This is a genomic window from Gemmatimonadales bacterium (genome assembly GCA_036265815.1).
Taxonomy (GTDB): Bacteria; Gemmatimonadota; Gemmatimonadetes; order Gemmatimonadales; family GWC2-71-9; genus CAVVWJ01.
Genome location: DATAOI010000028.1, coordinates 83633 through 100525 on the forward strand (window position 1 = coordinate 83633; position 16893 = coordinate 100525).

The 16893-nt window shown below is 63.1% G+C and carries 14 protein-coding genes; 9 read left to right on the forward strand and 5 right to left on the reverse strand.

Translation table 11 applies throughout. The features are described 5' to 3' along the window. The first annotated feature begins 49 nt into the window (after nt 1-49). A complete protein-coding gene (locus tag VHR41_05880) occupies nt 50-1492 on the forward strand; it encodes a hypothetical protein (GenBank protein HEX3233705.1) in 1443 nt (480 codons plus the stop codon). On the opposite strand, the gene VHR41_05885 is transcribed toward VHR41_05880, so the two are convergent. Next, nucleotides 1448-3151, reverse strand: a complete 1704-nt coding sequence (locus VHR41_05885) for a glycosyltransferase family 39 protein (GenBank protein ID HEX3233706.1) — start codon at nt 3149-3151, stop codon at nt 1448-1450. The two genes, VHR41_05880 and VHR41_05885, sit on opposite strands and share 45 nt — an antisense overlap. Before the next feature lie 218 nt (nt 3152-3369). Between VHR41_05885 and VHR41_05890 the strand changes: the two genes are divergently transcribed. From VHR41_05890 to VHR41_05900, 3 genes are all read left to right on the forward strand, one after another. Then, a complete protein-coding gene (locus VHR41_05890) occupies nt 3370-5016 on the forward strand; it encodes a hypothetical protein (protein HEX3233707.1) in 1647 nt (548 codons plus the stop codon). Nucleotides 5017-5351: 335 nt separating this feature from the next. Beyond that, nucleotides 5352-5879, forward strand: coding sequence for a hypothetical protein (locus VHR41_05895; protein ID HEX3233708.1), 528 nt, complete (start codon nt 5352-5354; stop codon nt 5877-5879). A 13-nt stretch (nt 5880-5892) separates the two neighbouring features. Further along, entirely contained in the window at nt 5893-7395 is a 1503-nt protein-coding gene (locus VHR41_05900) for a hypothetical protein (protein ID HEX3233709.1), read from the forward strand. Between the two features lie 75 nt (nt 7396-7470). On the opposite strand, the gene VHR41_05905 is transcribed toward VHR41_05900, so the two are convergent. The 4 genes from VHR41_05905 to VHR41_05920 form a co-directional block, all read right to left on the reverse strand. Further along, nucleotides 7471-7629 (reverse strand): DUF5989 family protein, encoded by a 159-nt coding sequence (locus VHR41_05905; protein HEX3233710.1) that lies wholly within the window; start codon nt 7627-7629, stop codon nt 7471-7473. Between the two features lie 9 nt (nt 7630-7638). Next, on the reverse strand, nt 7639-8043 hold the full coding sequence (locus VHR41_05910) for an SxtJ family membrane protein (GenBank protein ID HEX3233711.1): 405 nt from the start codon (nt 8041-8043) through the stop codon (nt 7639-7641). After that, nucleotides 8016-9842, reverse strand: a complete 1827-nt coding sequence (locus tag VHR41_05915; protein HEX3233712.1) for a carbamoyltransferase — start codon at nt 9840-9842, stop codon at nt 8016-8018. The genes VHR41_05910 and VHR41_05915 overlap by 28 nt, the downstream gene beginning before the upstream one ends. A 140-nt stretch (nt 9843-9982) precedes the next feature. Further along, nucleotides 9983-11473, reverse strand: a complete 1491-nt coding sequence (locus VHR41_05920) for a sugar transferase (protein HEX3233713.1) — start codon at nt 11471-11473, stop codon at nt 9983-9985. A gap of 711 nt (nt 11474-12184) precedes the next feature. Between VHR41_05920 and VHR41_05925 the strand changes: the two genes are divergently transcribed. The 5 genes from VHR41_05925 to VHR41_05945 all read left to right on the forward strand — a co-directional run bounded on the left by VHR41_05925 (nt 12185) and on the right by VHR41_05945 (nt 16747). Beyond that, nucleotides 12185-13252, forward strand: a complete 1068-nt coding sequence (locus VHR41_05925) for a helix-turn-helix transcriptional regulator (GenBank protein HEX3233714.1) — start codon at nt 12185-12187, stop codon at nt 13250-13252. A gap of 81 nt (nt 13253-13333) precedes the next feature. Then, complete coding sequence (locus VHR41_05930; protein HEX3233715.1) at nt 13334-14467, forward strand: RuBisCO large subunit C-terminal-like domain-containing protein; 1134 nt, start codon at nt 13334-13336, stop codon at nt 14465-14467. After that, nucleotides 14464-14907: a cupin domain-containing protein gene (locus VHR41_05935; GenBank protein HEX3233716.1), complete on the forward strand. Its 444-nt coding sequence runs from the start codon at nt 14464-14466 to the stop codon at nt 14905-14907. Before VHR41_05930 ends, VHR41_05935 begins: the two co-directional genes overlap by 4 nt. 26 nt (nt 14908-14933) lie before the next feature. Continuing rightward, nucleotides 14934-16232: an O-acetylhomoserine aminocarboxypropyltransferase/cysteine synthase family protein gene (locus VHR41_05940; GenBank protein ID HEX3233717.1), complete on the forward strand. Its 1299-nt coding sequence runs from the start codon at nt 14934-14936 to the stop codon at nt 16230-16232. Then, nucleotides 16193-16747: a CoA-binding protein gene (locus VHR41_05945; GenBank protein ID HEX3233718.1), complete on the forward strand. Its 555-nt coding sequence runs from the start codon at nt 16193-16195 to the stop codon at nt 16745-16747. The genes VHR41_05940 and VHR41_05945 overlap by 40 nt, the downstream gene beginning before the upstream one ends. Nucleotides 16748-16893 lie beyond the last annotated feature (146 nt).

Here is a 16893-nt window from a genome sequence, read left to right on the forward strand (position 1 = left end):
GTGCAGCACTGATATCGCTGATGGAGGAGTACATGCCCTGCCATTTCCAATGAGTATTGCAGCCAGGGGCGCGGAGCGGCTGACGGCTACGGTATTGGCAGCACTGTCCGGCTATCTGCTGATAGTGTTTCTACTGGGCGACACCGTTGCCGGAGCAGTGATCGGTCTCAAGATCATCTTCTTGTTGGTGGCTGCCATCTGGGTTGCCGCCAGATTCGGCGGCCGCTGGCTCATTGCACACGGTCTGATATCTCGGGGCATGTTGCTGAACGTGTGCCTGCTCGCTGCGGTACTGCTGCCCTGCTGCATCGCTTCCGACGTTGCTGTCTCCGCCTACCTCGCCAGTGTGTCGCCTGAGACTGACGAGGGCATTCTCTTCAGCACCGATAGCAACACGGCGATCGGAGAGTGGTATCCTAGGCTCTACTTCCCCACTGAAAAGAATTTCCGGCTGCACAAGCCCGGCTTCGACCTCAGCGGCGAACACTATGGTGGATTCTATCTTCCTTCCATGCTGCAGTCGCCCACCCTGGTGGACTCGGTGCTCGACCGGCACAGAGTTTCCATCCATATCAACGAGCTCGGTTTTCGAGAGACCAGCCCCATCGACTCCTGTAGGATCTTCGCTCTGGGGGACTCATTTACCTTCGGCTGGGGCGTCACCGATGGCGCCACCTGGCCGGACCTGCTGGAGAATGACCTCGGCACCTGTGTCTATAATCTCGGGGTTCACGACGCGTCGCCCAAACAGGAGCTCTTGCTCCTTGAATACCTCTTCTCCCGGCCGAATCGCCCCCACTCCTTGCAACACCTGATATGGATGATTTACGAGGGTAACGACCTGGAGGACAGCTATGCGGAGTTGGGTGACCCCAATACACGGGGCGTTCTGACTCGAGCCGTCAAGGGCACGATTGTCGGCAGCGTCCGATCCTTGGCCTATGCTCTGCGTGACAAGTCGCTCATCAACCGATTCCGAACGGGGGAGGTCCGGCTCACGAGTACGGCCCGGCGGAGGCAATACTCCTCAGCATACAAGGTCGATGGGGTGACCTTGGTGACACCACTCTTTCACTCGCCGAGGTTTGGGTACATGCTGTTGTCTCCACCTTACCTCCAGAGCGCCTCACAACCGGAGTCGTATGTGCTCCATCACCCCAACCGCGGGGAGCTCGACAGGGTGTTCGACCGTATGGCTCATCTCAGCGACAGCATGCACTTCAGCGTAACAGTGGCGCTCATGCCCAGCTCGATTCGACTGTATGCGCCCTACTTCAATCTGATCCCGACGCCTTCGGCCGAGCCCTATTTCCTGAATTATGTGCACCGGCTCGCGGACGCGGAGGGATTTGATGTCCTTGACTTGCTTCAGGCCTTCAGGCCCTACGCGCGCACGGAGTTGCTCTACTTTCGCGATGACGACCATCTGAACCGGCGGGGGAGCGAGCTAACGGCCAGGATGATTTCGGAACACGTCGGCAAGCGGTGGTAGGGCCGAGTGGCCTTGAGGCCCACGGGAAATGTGAGGGGTGCTGACGGAATCCTTCGCTGACCGAAATCGAACGCGGTATGCCACGGTGCCGTTGCCGCGCTGCCACTCGATCCGCCCTCCCCTCCGTGCCACGGCTGCGAGCAGCGCTTGCAGCTCGGCATCGCTGGCACTTGAAACGAACAACCATGCATCCCGACCAACTCCAGCGTGAAGGATCCGGCGGACCTCGGCTTGAGCCCAGCCTGAGTCTGGATGGGCGGGCAGATCCTCCGGCGCCACGCCGGCGAGGGCCTCCACGCCACTGGGAAGACCGATCACCTCGCGCCGACCCCTGAAGCCACGAATGAGACTATCTTCAGAGCTTCCGTCACCGTTCTTCCCCTGGTTCGCTTGCGCTGCGGCTTGACTGTGCGCCGCCCATCGAAGGCGCTGCCTGTCGGGAGCGTGCCAATCCGTGGTATAGAACATCCAGAGCGGCACACCCTCTACGTAGAGGTACACCGGTTCGCCTTGGTTTCCCTGCTCGATCTGGCTGATCACGCCGCGGGTGTCTCCACTGATCAGGGGAGGATGAGTGGTGAACTCGAACACAGACCGGGCACGCCAGGCGAACAGGAGCCCCACCACTATAGCAGTGGCCCCGCGGCGCGCGCGCAAGGGTAGCTGATCGACGAGGATCCCAATCGCCGCTCCGTAGACCATGAAGAGCAGCGGTGAGAGAAATAACAGGAGCCGATCCGCGATCGGGTACTTCCCCAGCGCGGAGGCGACTCCGACTGCGCCATACGGCACCGTCAGCAGCAGCGCCGCGGACAGCCCGTGGCGACGCACCGCGGCATACAGCCCGACTAGGAATAGGCCGCCAAGAGCGTACGCCGCCGCGAACCAATTGGCGGAGACCGGTCGGAACACCGGTTCCACCAGAGTGTACCGCGCCGCGCGCAGGACCCGGTGCACGATGTCGGGCGCCCCCGGCAGGAGAAATGTCCCCTCCCAATACTGACGCAGATAGGGATCTGCAGTGCCTTGACGATATGTCAGCACATAGAGGATGAAGAAGGCTGAGGACCACACGCCGAGCGTCAATGCCACGTCGCGTCTCCAGCGCGGGGCTGCGCGCACACGTGGCTCCGCGATGAGCGCGGCACCGCTGCCCGCGAGGATGAAGATCGAGGGCTGCGAGATCCAAAGGCCGAGCATCCCACCGACCAGCAGGCGCCGCCAGGCTTTGCTGGACTCGGCGTGGCGCACGACGGACAGTACGAGGGCCAGGAGAACCACCGTGGTGCAGGCGTCCACCCCATACTGCTTGACCTCACTGGAGTAGTAGATGAGGGGGAGGGAGATGGACGCGAGTGCCGTTACCACCACGGCTGGGAGCTCCCCGAGCAGTTGCCGAGCGACCGGCCAGATCACCAGCAGAAGCAGGACTCCGGCGGCGAGAGGGACCGCGCGCAAAGAATACTCGCTGACGCCGACACTTCGAGTCACCAGCCACTCTGCCCAGAGGAAGGGCATCGGAGCGAACTGATGGTAATCGAGGGTCCCCGCGAGGCTGGCGGGGGAGCGCGAAGCAATGTTCAGCGCGAGAGACGCCTCGTCGAGCCAGAGGGGGCGCCGGCCTGCGTAGACCGCCAGCCGGAGCCCCAGTCCCAGCACAGTCAGGCCGGCGATAATGACTCGGGAGACTCGGCGCGGTTCCCCTGCAGCTATGGCCTGCCGGTATCGGCTGCCAAGGAACACGGCACGACCCTGGTTGGAGAGTTCCTCTATGGTGGGCTCCAAAATGGCCTCGGTCAAGGTGGGCGGTTCGGTCCACGATCTCCCGCGCCAGCAGCTGCGCATCGCGTTGGCCACGTGAGGAATTGAGCTATCCCATGGCGGCGCTCCCCATCCTGATTGGCTCCATCCTGATTGCCTTCGACTGCTCGATCCAGGTGGTCAGCTCGATCCTGTTCGCCACCGGCGTGCCACTCGACTGGTTTCAGGTCCCGCTGGCCACAGCGATGGCCGCCGGCTTCGGGTGGTGGGTGGCCCGGCACTATGCCGAGGGAGATCGCGGTCGCGCGTTCGGGGTCGCGGCGGGAATCAGCATCACCGCGTTTCTCCTGTTCGCTCTCCTCAGCAGCCAGCTCTACGACGTCTCCTGGGATGGGCAAACCTATCACGCGGAAGCGATTGCTCAGCTCGCGGCAGGCTGGAACCCGTTCCGGGGCCAACTGCTCCCCCCAGTCGACTATCCGACGGAACTGGCGTTCTTCGCTAAGGGACCCTGGATCAGTGCCGCAGCCCTGTACAGGCTCACCGGCAGCTTCGAGGCCGGCAAAGCCTTTCATCCGACGCTCATGCTGGCATGCTGTCTCTTCTGGGTTGCGGCCCTTCGGTCACTCGAGAAGATCACCCGCGGTCTGACCTGCCTGCTGGGTGTCATGGTGGCGTTGAACCCAGTCAGTACTTACCAGATGCATTCGTATTACGTCGATGGGCAACTTTCCTCATTGTTGGCCACAACGATCGCTCTGCTCCTCCTGATCGGCCGGCGTGGGGACCGGCCGCTGCTGGCCGTCCTGGCCCTCGTCGTGATTCTGACGATCAACGCGAAACTCACCGGCGCGCTCTACCTCGGGATCATCGGGTCAGGATATTGGTTGTGGTTTGCCAGGGCCTGCAAACCACGGCGGGCAGAGCTAGCTGCATGGCTCCTGGCCGGCGGAGCCTTGGGCGGGTTACTCGTCGGCTATAATCCCTACATTACGCAATTCGCCAAGTTCCTGATCACGAAGGGGAACGCGTTCTACCCGCATCCCAGCTGGAGAGCGATCGTCAGCATCGAGTCCCAGGGGATCTTCCCGGGCACCGGACGATTCGCGCGTTTGATGCTGTCGCTCTTGGCACCATCGCAAGTCACTCCCACTCCGCCGGTCACGATCAAGCTTCCCCTCACCTTCACATGGCTCGAAATCAAGCAGTTCGCCTACCCGGACGTGCGGGTCGGCGGGTTTGGGCCGCTGTTTAGTGGGGCGCTGCTCCTGTCGGTTGCCGCTCTGCCCCTGCTGGTCTGGCGAGACCGGCAGCGCTTACGTAATTCCAGCATTCTGTACCTGCTGGTGGCCCTGATCGGGATCAGCGCGCTGTCGTTTTCCGAAACCTGGTGGGCCCGCTTCGCTCCTCAACTGTGGCTGCTACCCCTTCTAGTGGGAGTCGTTGGGCTGGTCGTGGCTGACCATGGAAGAAGCCGGTGGCTAAGCTTGGCCTTGATCCTCATCCTGTTGTTCAACGACCTCATGATCGGGGCGCGGTATGTGACGTTCGCCTTCCAGCAAAGCCGCGCTGTTGCCCAACAGTTGGCGACCCTTAAGCGCGAGACGAAGCCAATAATCGTGGATTTCAATGACATCCCCGCTTCGCGTTATCGGCTCGGACTGCACGGCATACCCTATGTCGAGATGGACACGCTTCCCTGCGCGCAGGCGGACCGGGAGAGGATTGTGATGTCGGAAGCGATGTTCTGTGAACCTAAATAGGCCCTCGCCTTCACGGCCATCCTTCCGAGGAGCCGCACGGCGAGCCGTGGCACATCCACCGTTTAGGCCTCCTCCTTGACTCCGGACTTACCCGGGGACAAGCTAAGTTTGTTCCGGACCCCAACCGACGCAGCGGGTTACCCAGAGGCTGGATGACACTTCAGCTTGCCCCCCGGCGAGTTGCCGCCATCCTTCTGTGCGGGGTGGCCCTACTGACTCTCGGTCAGTTACTCGCGCTTTATGTGGTGCATTCGGGGGGACATCAGGACACCAGTGCAATCCTCCGTGTCGCGAGTTTCCGAGGTGACAATAACCTGGAGACTTGGTACAGCTCCATGCTGCTGGTGGAATGCGCGCTGCTTCTCAGTGTGATTGCGCTGGCTACTCGGGCCCAGCTCGCGCCGGATTGGGTCGCTTGGGCGGGGCTTGCCGGGACGTTCTTTTTCCTCTCAATCGACGATCTCTGCCGTTTCCATGAGATGATGAGTGACCCAATGGATCTCCTTTTCGAGTATCCGGGTCCTCTGCAATATTCCTGGGTGATCCCTGGCATGCTGTTCGTCATAGTCTTTGCCGTCGTGTTCACACCGTTTGTGAACCGGCTCCCCCGGCGCTCGCGTTGGTCATTCATCGGCGCTGGCGCCCTGTACGTCGGCGGTGCCCTCGGGATGGAAATGGCCTTGGGGATCGAGGCTAAGTCCCATGGCTCAAGCACTCTGCTATTTGATCTATTGCTTTCTACCAAGAAGCTGATGCAGCTGCTCGGCAGTATAGCCTTCCTCTGCGCGCTCCTCACCCATGTGCGAGACTACCTGCCCGACCTGAGCGTCCGCCCGATCGCCGTTAGCTCAGAGCGGCCGTGACAGCCGGGGCGTGATGTCAGGCTCGAATTATGAAGCGGAGCAGCCCGCGGCTGAGATCCGTGCTCCACTGATCTCCCGCACTACCCGTGCCGAGTGGATCGCGACAGGGATATTCGCCGCACTGTCGACCTACCTGGTCGTGGTGCTCCTTCTCGGAGCGACAGTGGGGGGAGTGTTCTTCGGGCCTGGCCTCGCCTTTCCATTGCTTGCTGTCGTGTGGTTGATCGGCGGCACGGTGGTCCGCCACACCACCGAGCGTGGCATCATATCTGTGGACATGCTGTTGAACGTGTCCTTGCTGGCTGGGGTGCTCTTGGTTTGCTCTATCGCCCTCGATCTCGTGGTGTCTGTTTATCTCAATCTCACGCTGCCCGAAACGGATCAGAGTATCCTCTCCCCTATAGATCGCAACGGAACGATCGAGGAATGGTACCCTAAGCTCTACTTCCCCACGGCCGAGAATTTCCGCCTGCTCAAACCTGACTTCGATGTCGCAGGTGCCCACTATGGCGACTATTACTTTCCCAGCATGCTACAGTCGCGGACCCTGGTCGATTCGGTATTGTACCGGCATAGAGTATCGATCCATGTAAACGAGCTCGGGTTTCGCGAACAGAGTGCGATGGACTCGTGTCACATCTTTACCCTGGGCGACTCGTTCACCTTTGGATGGGGCGTGACGGAGGGCGCCACCTGGCCGGATCTGCTTGAACGCAAGATGAATACTTGCGTATACAATCTTGGTATCCCAGGGTCCTCTCCCAAGCAGGAGCTCATGCTGTTGGAGTACCTGCTCTCTCATTTCGATGGGCACCTGCGCATCGGGCGCCTTCTTTGGATGATTTACGAGGGCAACGACCTCGAGGACAGCTATGCCGAGTGGAATGAGGCTTCCACGCCCAGCACCTTTGCTCGTGCGGTGAGAGGCACGATTCTTATTGATTTCCGAAACCTTGTGCGCGCACTTCGGGAGGAATCCCTCGCCTTTCGCTTGCGGGTGGGTCAGATCCAGCTCATCAGTCCCGCAAGGCGGCGCCCATACGCATCAGCCTACACCATCGATGGGGTTAGACTGGTTCGCCCCCTCTTTCACTCACCAACGCATGGCTACCTGCTGCTGTCCCCTGGAGACCTTGAGACCGCTTCGGAGCCCCCCACCTATGTCCTTCGCCATCCCAATCGTGGGGAGCTCGACAAGACGTTCGCTCGAATGGCTCATCTGAGCGACAGTTTGCATTTCAAGGTAACGGTCGCGATCATACCCACTTCAGTCCGACTCTACGCGCCATATTTCAAGCTCCTACCCGCCCCCTCAAGCGAACCTCACCTGGTGGACTACTTCCAGAAACTTGCCGAAACGCAGGGCTTCGACACCATCTCCCTTCTCAAGGGCTTCGAGCCATACGCTGGTACGGAGATGCTGTATTTCCGGGATGACGATCATCTTAACGTTCGGGGAAGTGAGATTGCGGCACAGCTAATTGCAGAGCATTTGCGCCAAGTGGGATACCAGTGAGCCTTGGGGCGCATCGTCGCAGCCCCACGGTCCAGTATCCCACCCCTGACTTCGGCCGTTCCTCTGGCTCGGTGCTCAGAACAGCGTGTAGATGAAGGGGGCGAGCGCTGAACCCTGAGCGATCACCAGCAGAGTGCCGACCAGCAGCATCATCACGATCACCGGCAGGAGCCACCACTTCTTGCGCACTCGGAGAAATGCCCAGAGCTCCCTTACCAGACTTGAATGAGGCATCGTTCTCTCTCAGAATTGACGTTTGAGATCGCTGCGCCCGCCCTGCGTTGGATGGCGAGCAATCCACGCCGGACCATCCTTGCGCGGGGCGAGCGGCCGGTGGCCACAGACCTTCAGCAAGACGCCCATGGGGGTGAGTACCAAGAAATACAAAGCACCCATCACGAGCGGTGTGGTCACCTTGGAGATCGCCTCCGCCGATCGCATCCAGACCCGACGAATCGACGTCATGCGTCCGGGCACCAGAAGTCCGGCGCTCACAAACGCGCAGCCCATGATGCTGAGCACCACAGCGCTTCGAGAGTGCCCGCGCCAGCTCGAGACCCCAGCGAGGACGAGGAACGCGGCGCCGACCTCTAGTCCGAATCGGCGCCCGTCCCGTGCGCTCAATCGAGCTGGTACGCCTGTTTCCAATCCGCCTTCTCCCTGGATTCAGGTTGGGCACTCTTGGCGAGCAGGTAGGGACCGAGAACGAGATGGTCGATGTCGGTCCGCATAAAGCAGCGGTACGCATCCGCCGGACTGCACACGATCGGCTCACCGCGGACGTTGAACGAGGTGTTGACGAGAACCGCGCATCCGGTGAGGCACTCGAACTCGCGGATGAGATCGTAGTAGTCCGGATTTGTGTCCCGGCTCACCGTCTGGATCCGGGCCGAGTAGTCGACGTGAGTCACCGCCGGAATGTCGGATCGGACGACGTTGAGCTGGTCGATGCCCCAGAGCCGACGGTCCCGAGCTGCTACGGGGGCCCGGTGTTCCTCCCGAACTGGGGCAACCAACAGCATATAGGGTGAGGCGCAGTCGAGCTCGAAGTACTCAGCGACCCGCTCGCGGAGGACGCTTGGCGCGAATGGCCGGAACCCTTCGCGAAATTTGATTTTGAGATTCATTTGCGCCTGCATGCGAGGGCTCCTCGGGTCTCCCAGGATGCTCCGGGACCCCAGCGCCCGCGGGCCGAACTCCATTCGACCGTTGAACCAGCCGATTACTTTTCCTTCGGCGAGCAGGCAGGCGACGGCTCGAAGGAGATCGCACCGATCAGGTCGCTCGTAGACGGCCCCTTCCGCGTGGAGAGCCTCTTCGATCTCTCGGTCGGGGTACGCTGGGCCCAGGTAGGCCCCATGCATCGCATCCCCCTGTGGGGAGATGGCACGCGCACCTCCATGGTGCCGATACCAGGCCAGTTGCGCGACACCAAGCGCACCGCCGGCATCACCGGCGGCCGGCTGTATCCATAACCGGCGGAACGGACCTTCTCGGAGGAGACGGCCATTGGCGACACAATTGAGAGCCACACCGCCCGCGAGACAAAGATTTTCCAGTCCGGTCTCTCGGTGCAACGCCCGCGCCATGCGCAGCATGATCTCCTCGCACACCACCTGAATGGAGCGGGCAAGGTCCATCTCACGCTGGGTAAGGTTGCTATCGGGAGTGCGGGGCGGTCCTCCAAAGAGCTGGTGGAAGGCCTCGCTGGTCATGGTGAGGCCGCCGACATAGTTGAAGTACTTCTGATTCAGGCTGAACGACCCATCGTCCTTGAGATCCACCAATTCCCGGTAGATGAGGTCAACGTATTTCGGTTCGCCGTAGGGGGCCAGCCCCATGACCTTGTATTCACCGGAGTTCACCCGGAATCCAGTGTAGTAGGTGAACGCGGAGTAGAGGAGTCCGAGAGAGTCAGGCCACTGCAGCTCCCGACTGAGCTGGAGATCACTCCCCCGTCCGATGCCAAAGCTCGCTGTGGCCCACTCACCTACCCCGTCGACCGTGAGAATCGCCGCCTCCTGAAAGGGAGACGGGAAGAAGGCGCTGGCCGCGTGAGACTCGTGGTGCTCGGCGTAAAGGAGCTCGCCAGCGTACCCCAGCTCTTCGCGCAGTCGCCGATCAGTGAAAAGCTTCTCCCGGATCCAAACGGGTCCCGCCTTCAGGAAGGAGCTAAAGCCTCTCGGAGCGATAGCGAGATAGGTCTCCAGAATGCGCTCAAATTTGAGCAGGGGCTTGTCGTAGAATCCGATCGAGGCCAGATCCCCAACCGAAACGCCACCTTCCTTCAAGCAGTACTCGACCGCTCGATGCGGAAAGCTCGCGTCGCCTTTTAACCTGCTGAATCGCTCTTCCTGCGCAGCGGCGAGGATTTCACCATTTCGCAGAAGGCAGGCGGCACTGTCGTGGTAGAACGCCGAAATGCCCAACACGTATGTATCTGCCATGTGCAGGGCCTGCTCAATGGAGGAGCTCAGATCACTTCAGAGCTTCGCGATTTCGGTGCTTCAGGAGCGGCACGAGTCGGGGCGAAAGTGAACGGCCGGCGACATCTGCTCCACTTCGCGCACACTGCCGACGCACATTTCTACGAAGCGCCTTTGCCAGAGATGACGGCGGGAATTGTCCGTGCCAGGATCCACAGATCCAGGATCAGCGACCAACGGTCGATGTAGGCCAGGTCGAGCTGAATCCAATCATCGAACGCCACGTCGCTCCGGCCGCTCACTTGCCACAAGCCAGTGATCCCCGGAAACATGCTGAAACGCCGCATCAACCAAGCCTCTTGAAACCTGCTCACGTCCCGAAGTGGCAGAGGACGGGGTCCCACCAGAGACATGTCGCCACGAAGAACGTTCCACAGTTGCGGGAGCTCATCGAGGGAGGTCCGCCGAAGGAACGCCCCGAGGGGAGTAATGCGAGGGTCCATGCGGATCTTGAAGACGGGGCCGTTGACCTCGTTTAGCTCCTCCAACTGCACCTGCTGGTCCTCGGCACCATCCACCATCGTGCGGAATTTATACATCATGAAGCGCCGGCGGTCCCGTCCGTAGCGTAGTTGCGCGAAGAACACGGGGCCGGGACTGGTGAGCTTGATTGCCACCCCAATAGCGACCATCAGCGGGCTCAGCACGATAGCAGCTAGGCCAGCGCCGAACAGATCGATCGCCCGCTTCACCAGCAACCTCGGGCCCTCGGCGGCGGCGGGGACGGACAAGACGGGGCCCGAAGACGAGTACTCCACACGCGGTTCCCTGCGGGTGTGGGCGAACAAGCTCGCCGAGTACTTGACCGGGACACCGACGCGCTCGCAGATTTGAATGGTCCTCTGGATTTCTGCGTAACGAGACTTGACCGGGAGCGCAATCAGCACCTCGTCGAGCTCCTGCCCCATCAGAAAGCGCTCCAACCCGTCGAGCGAGCAGAGCGGGGATATCGAGTTGCCTGGCTCAATGTCAGAATCGACGAAACCGAGGAAATTGACCTCACCGTTTCCCTCCGACTTGATGAGTGTGCGGAGCTCCTGGCCGCGAGGCCCTGCTCCTACGATGAGCAGCGTCCGTGAGGTGCGGCCCAAAGATCCCGTCGTGGAGCGCAGGACCGCCCGCCAGGCGAGCATGAGCCCAGTGCCGAGCGCCAGGAAGGGCAAGAGCAGGTCGATGTGAAAGGCGCCGGACTTGCTGGTCAACGGGAAAATTACCGCGATCAGGGTCCCGAGCGAGGTGGCGCCGAATACCCGGAGGGCCTCGCTCTTCCGACTCTTGACATGGACCCAGTCGTATAGCCCCGCCCAGCGACAGCTCAGGTACCAGGAATTGGCAAAGATGACCGCGAGCAGGCAGTTCTTGACGGTAAGCCGAGCACCGAGGAAGTCATCGAGGCCGGTCGGCAGCCGGCCCAGGTTATCGATTACAAACAGCCCGATCAGCGCCCCCAGCGCAATAACCGTGTCGTAGCTCCGACAGAGTTTGAGATACAGCCTGACGGCGGCATTTTGGTGCTCAGCGCTCGAGGGCGCGCGTACTCGTTCCGGGGTGGGGACACTCAGCCGCGGCCTGAGAGGCGGAGAGAGAGTCATGACTCATCCCGGCGGTTGTCCCTACCGTTCCGCAGTGAGGCGGCGTCAGCGCGCGCCTGAACTCTCCGTGGAGGCGAGCACGACAATTGAGCAGGAGGACCAGATCTGGCAGGCGCCCGAGGTCTCATCGAGTCTTCATAAAGAGCTGAATATCCTAGTCAGTGCCCTCCTGCTTTCAGGGGGCGCCCCATTGTTCAATTGCGCTACGCCCCGACTCGGCGTGCGGCTTGCCCTTCAGCATCACGGACGTTGCAGAACGGAAGGTCTTCGGTGTAATTCTGCTGGCCACCACGATTTCTGGAGAAGAAGTTGTTACGGATCCCGTTGGGTAACATGGGCAGCTTTTGCCCAGCCAAGTGGGCCCACACAATACTGTTGCTTTGCCTCAACGTACGGGGGAGCGCGTCTTATCCACGGCCGCCTCGGCCTATTAGTCACTAAATGCACGTGACGCCATGACTTGCGCCACCTTGACCGAGTAGCTAATTGCTGGCCTTAAGCTTGCCACGTAGGCGCGCCGTCGAGTGCGGGTCCCTGCCGGCGTAGCACATCGCCTACATCCTGAGGTCGCGATGGGGCCGAATACGAAGTCCATCCCCCTGACGTAGAGAGCACCCTGTGGCCGAGGCAGGTCCGTTGAAGCAGACTGGAGCAGCCCATGGACTCCGCAGTCATTTCGAGAGCCCGGACCTCGAGCGTCTACGCTCCACGATGCGCTGTCTCACCGTCCAGGGCATATCGGTCAGCCCCTGGCAGTGGTTGCGCAGTGTGCTCCGGAGCGTTCGAGCGCTGACCGACTCGGATAAGGCTGCGCTGTACTATTGGGCGCCGGGACAGGGGCCGGCGGCGTACGGGGAAGGAGTGAGCCAGGAGGCCCTCAATGCCTACTTGAAGCGGTTCGCTGCCCTGGATCCCGCCCGCAATCGCGCGCTCGCGTCGGGGCTGGAGGTATGGAGTTCCAGTCAGGTGCTCGATCACTGGGAACTGGAGCGAAGCGAATATTACCGCGCCTTCGTGCTTCCCTTCCGGCTCCATGACACGCTCGGCCTCTCGGTCCGCCTACCGGCGCAGCAGGTGGAGATCTTCATCGGGCTCTACGCCGAGCACCCTAGTGCTCCGACACTGATCCAACGGCGACTGAGCCTGCTCGAGGTGATCCTGCCCACCTTTCGCCTGGCCGTCCGGGCGCACCTCGCCGGGGACGATTCGCTGGCGCACCTCGCGTCCGTCATCGACGTGACCGGGCAGGCGCTGGTCCTGTTCGACTTGGAGGGGCGGGAGCTGCGCAACAATCCGGTCATGCGGCGGGTCTTGGCTCAAGACGATCAGCGCGATCTGCTGCAGGGGTACATCCGTCAGGTGGCAGAAGCGGTCATCGCCACCTTGCGGCCGGGAGAAGCCGATCCCAAGGACAACCGATCCGACGGGACCCGGCGGGAAGTCGCCACGACGGTGGCCGCCTACCGGCTGCGAGGGAAGCCGGTCGGACGTAATGCACTCGATCACCCTAGCGCCGTACTGGTCTCCCTCGACCGGGTGGCATTCGAGATCCCGGCGCCCGATTCGCTCCGGGCCCGCTACGGCTTGACGGTCCGAGAACTCCAGGTGGCCTCGCTGCTGATGCATCGGCTCTCGAACAAGGAGATCGCGCGGATGCTGAGCATCAGCCCCCACACCGCCCGCCACCACACCGAGAACGTCCTCACCAAGCTCAAGGTGCGCTCGCGGAAAGCGCTCCGACGCCTGGTTGCCGGGGGGGCACCCGAGCCGGCGACCTGAGCACGCCCTCCCGACCGGCACCTTCAGATCGGCACCGAACGACGCTAGAGTCCAGCACCCTGGAGGGAAGGAAGCCCCCACGTGTCTGCGCTCGAGCGGTCCGGCGCGCTCCGCATTACCTACCGCGTATCGGCGGCCCCGGGAGAGATCGAGTCCCGGGCCGAAGCCCTCCTCCTCGAGCAGACGGTGGAGCTGCCCCGCTCGGCCATTCGCGATAGGGGGATCGCTCAGCACATTCTCGGCCGGGTCGAGCGCATCGAACCTGACGGCCCGGGCCAGTTTCGGGTCGAGATCGTCCAGCCCCTCGCCACGACGGCCCACGATCCCGCCCAGTTGCTCAACGTGATATTCGGCAACAGCTCCCTGCAGGCCGACGTAATGCTCGCCGACGTGGCGCTCCCGGACGAGGCGTCCACCTGGCTACCCGGCCCCCGGCTCGGCATTGCCGGCCTGCGGCGGCTCGCGGACGCGGCGTCCCGACCCCTCGTCGCGACGGCGCTGAAGCCGATGGGACTCGACCCACGGCAGCTCGCCGGCCTGTGCCGCACGTTCGCCCGCGCCGGGATCGACCTGGTCAAGGACGATCACGGGCTGGCCGACCATGCTTTCTCGCCGTTCGAAGGCAGAGTCGAGGCGTGCCTCCGGGCGGTGGAAGACACAGCGGCGGAGACCGGCCATCGTGCGCTCTATGTACCGAACCTCGCGGGGACTCCTGAACGGGTGCTGCGGCAGCTCGAGTTCGCCCGGGCCGCCGGGGCGCCGGCGGTCATGATCTCGCCGATGATCGTGGGGCTTCCGCTGTTGCATCAACTCGCCAGTGCCGCGGAGGGGCTCCCGATCCTCGCCCATCCGGCGCTAGCCGGTGTGCTGCGCGTCGAGGAACCGGTACTATTCGGCAAGCTGTTTCGCTGGTACGGTGCGGACGCCGTCATCTTCCCGCACGCGGGCGGCCGGTTCAGCTACAGCCGGGAGACCTGCAGCCGCCTGGCCGGTGCCCTCAGGGCCCCCAGCCTCCTCGCGCGGCCGGCGTTCCCGATGCCCGCTGGTGGCATCCGACTGGAGCAAGTGCCCGAGCTCCTCACGTTCTACGGCCGGGATTGCATCCTGCTGATCGGCGGCAGCCTGTATGAGGCGGGTGACGCACTCTTCGACCGGACCAAAGCCCTGGTGGACGAAGTAGCCAGAGCCGCGTCCGAAGGACCTGCGGCTGCATGACGATCCATATCAGACAGAGCGACCCGTTCCGCTGGGAAGGAATCGCGGTCTCGTCCTACAAGCCGGGCGGGACGCACTTCGCCGGCATCACCCGGCAACTCCTGTTCGATGGCGGTGAGCGCCTGGGCTGCCAGCTCCGCTACTTCGAGATCCAGCCCCAGGGATACTCCTCCCTCGAGCGCCACCAGCACGAACATGCCGTCATGGTGATCCGGGGTGGGGGCAGAGCCCTGGTGGGTGATCGGATCCTGGATCTCGGGGGTCACGACTTGGTCCGGGTGCCGCCCCTCACCTGGCATCAGTTCCGGGCGACCGGCCCCGAGCCGCTGGGATTCCTCTGCATGGTGGACTGCGCCCGGGACATCCCCGAGCGGCCGGATGACGACGCGCTGGCTCAGCTCCGGGCCGACCCCATCATCGCCGAGTTTCTCCGCCTGTGACCTCCACGCCGGAGCGCCCGCTCTCTATGGCTAGCGCGACCGCGAGCCACCGGTTCGGCTTCGAGACGCGCATGCTCCACGCCGGGCACATCCCGGACGGGCTCACCGGCTCCCGGGCGGTGCCGATCTACCAGACCACCTCCTACGTCTTCGACGACGTGGATACGGCGGCCCAGCTCTTCGAGCTCAAAGAGTACGGCCACATCTACACCCGGATCGGCAACCCGACCACGGCGGTGCTGGAGGAGCGGATCGCCTCGCTGGAGAACGCCACCGGCGCCGTGGCGACGGCGAGCGGCATGGCGGCACAGTTCGTCGCCCTGATGACCCTTCTGGCCCCCGGCGACGAGGTGGTCGCATCGGCGCACCTCTATGGCGGCACGGTCACCCAGCTCACCCATACCTTTCGGAAGCTGTCGGTGGACGTGCGGTTCGTGGATCCGACCGATCTGGGAGCCTGGGAGCGAGCCATCACGCCGCGGACCCGGGCCCTGTATGGCGAGACCATCGGCAACCCCCGGGGGAGCATCCTGGATCTCGGGGCCCTCGCCGCCCTGGCCGAGGCGCACCGGATCCCGCTGGTGATCGACAACACCTTCGCGACGCCGTATCTCTGCCGGCCCATCGACTGGGGTGCGACGATCGTGCTCCACTCCGCCACCAAGTTCATCGGCGGTCACGGGAACAGCATCGGCGGGCTGATCCTGGAATCGGGGAAGTTCGATTACAGCGACTTCCCGACCGTGGCGGCGCCGTCGCCGTCCTATCACGGGCTCCGATTCTACGATACCTTCGGCCACTACGGCTTCCTGATGAAGGCGCGGGCGGAGACGGTGCGGGACACCGGTGCTTGTATCTCGCCCACCAACGCGTTCTTGCTGCTCCAGGGTCTGGAGACGCTGGCGCTCCGGATGGAGCGGCACGTCGCCAATGCGCGCGCGGTGGCGGAGTTCCTCCGCGATCACCCGCGGGTCGCCTGGGTATCCTACGCCGGGCTGGCAGACCACCCCGACCATGCACTCGCTCAGAAGTATCTCGGGGGACGGCCCGGAGCCGTCTTCGCCTTCGGGCTGGATGCCGGCGATGCGCGGGCCGCGGGCCGACGGTTCATCGAGTCACTCCAGCTCTTCTCCCACCTGGCCAACGTGGGTGACGCGCGCAGCCTGGTGATCCATCCCGCCTCGACCACGCACCAGCAGTTGAACGAAGCGGAACTGGAGCGTGCCGGCGTGGCGCCGGAGCTGATTCGATTGTCGGTAGGGCTCGAAACTCTGGAGGATTTGCTGTGGGACCTGGATCAAGCCTTGCGTGCGACATCGGCCTGAACACCGGGCTCACCCCGGCCCAGCGGCGGCGGTATCAGGATGTGACCACGATCCGGCGCGTGCTGGCCGAGAGCCGCACGATCGCCGTCGTCGGCCTTTCCAGCGAGCCGCAGAAGGCCAGCCAATTCGTCGCGAGCTACCTGCAGCACGTAGGCTACCGGATCGTCCCGGTGAACCCCCGTGGTGGCCGGATCCTGGGTGAACCGGTCTACCCGGATCTGGCGGCCGTCCCGGGTGCGCTGGACCTGGTCGTCCTCTTCCGTCCGCCCGCCGAGGCACCTGGCTTCGCACGGCAGGCGGTGGCGCTCGGCGCTCGGGCACTCTGGCTTCAGCTCCGGATCGTGAACTTCGAGGCGGCGGAGCTCGCCCTGGGGGCAGGCCTCGACGTGATCATGGACAAGTGCATCAAGATGGAGCACGGGAGGTTCGCCGGCACGCTGCACTGGGGTGGGATGAACACGGAGATCGTAAGCGCGCGGAAGGGCCGACTCCCTCAACCTCGGAGCCATGCGTGAGCCGGCCACGGGTTCGGAGCCGCGCTACTCTTGACGACCATCCGGCCCGGACGGATACTTGCGCGAGAAGCCGCCTGAAATTCCTACCTAGAGTGGTGTCTTTGCCCTGATCGCTAATCGGTGGGATCAGCCGCCGCGAGGAAATC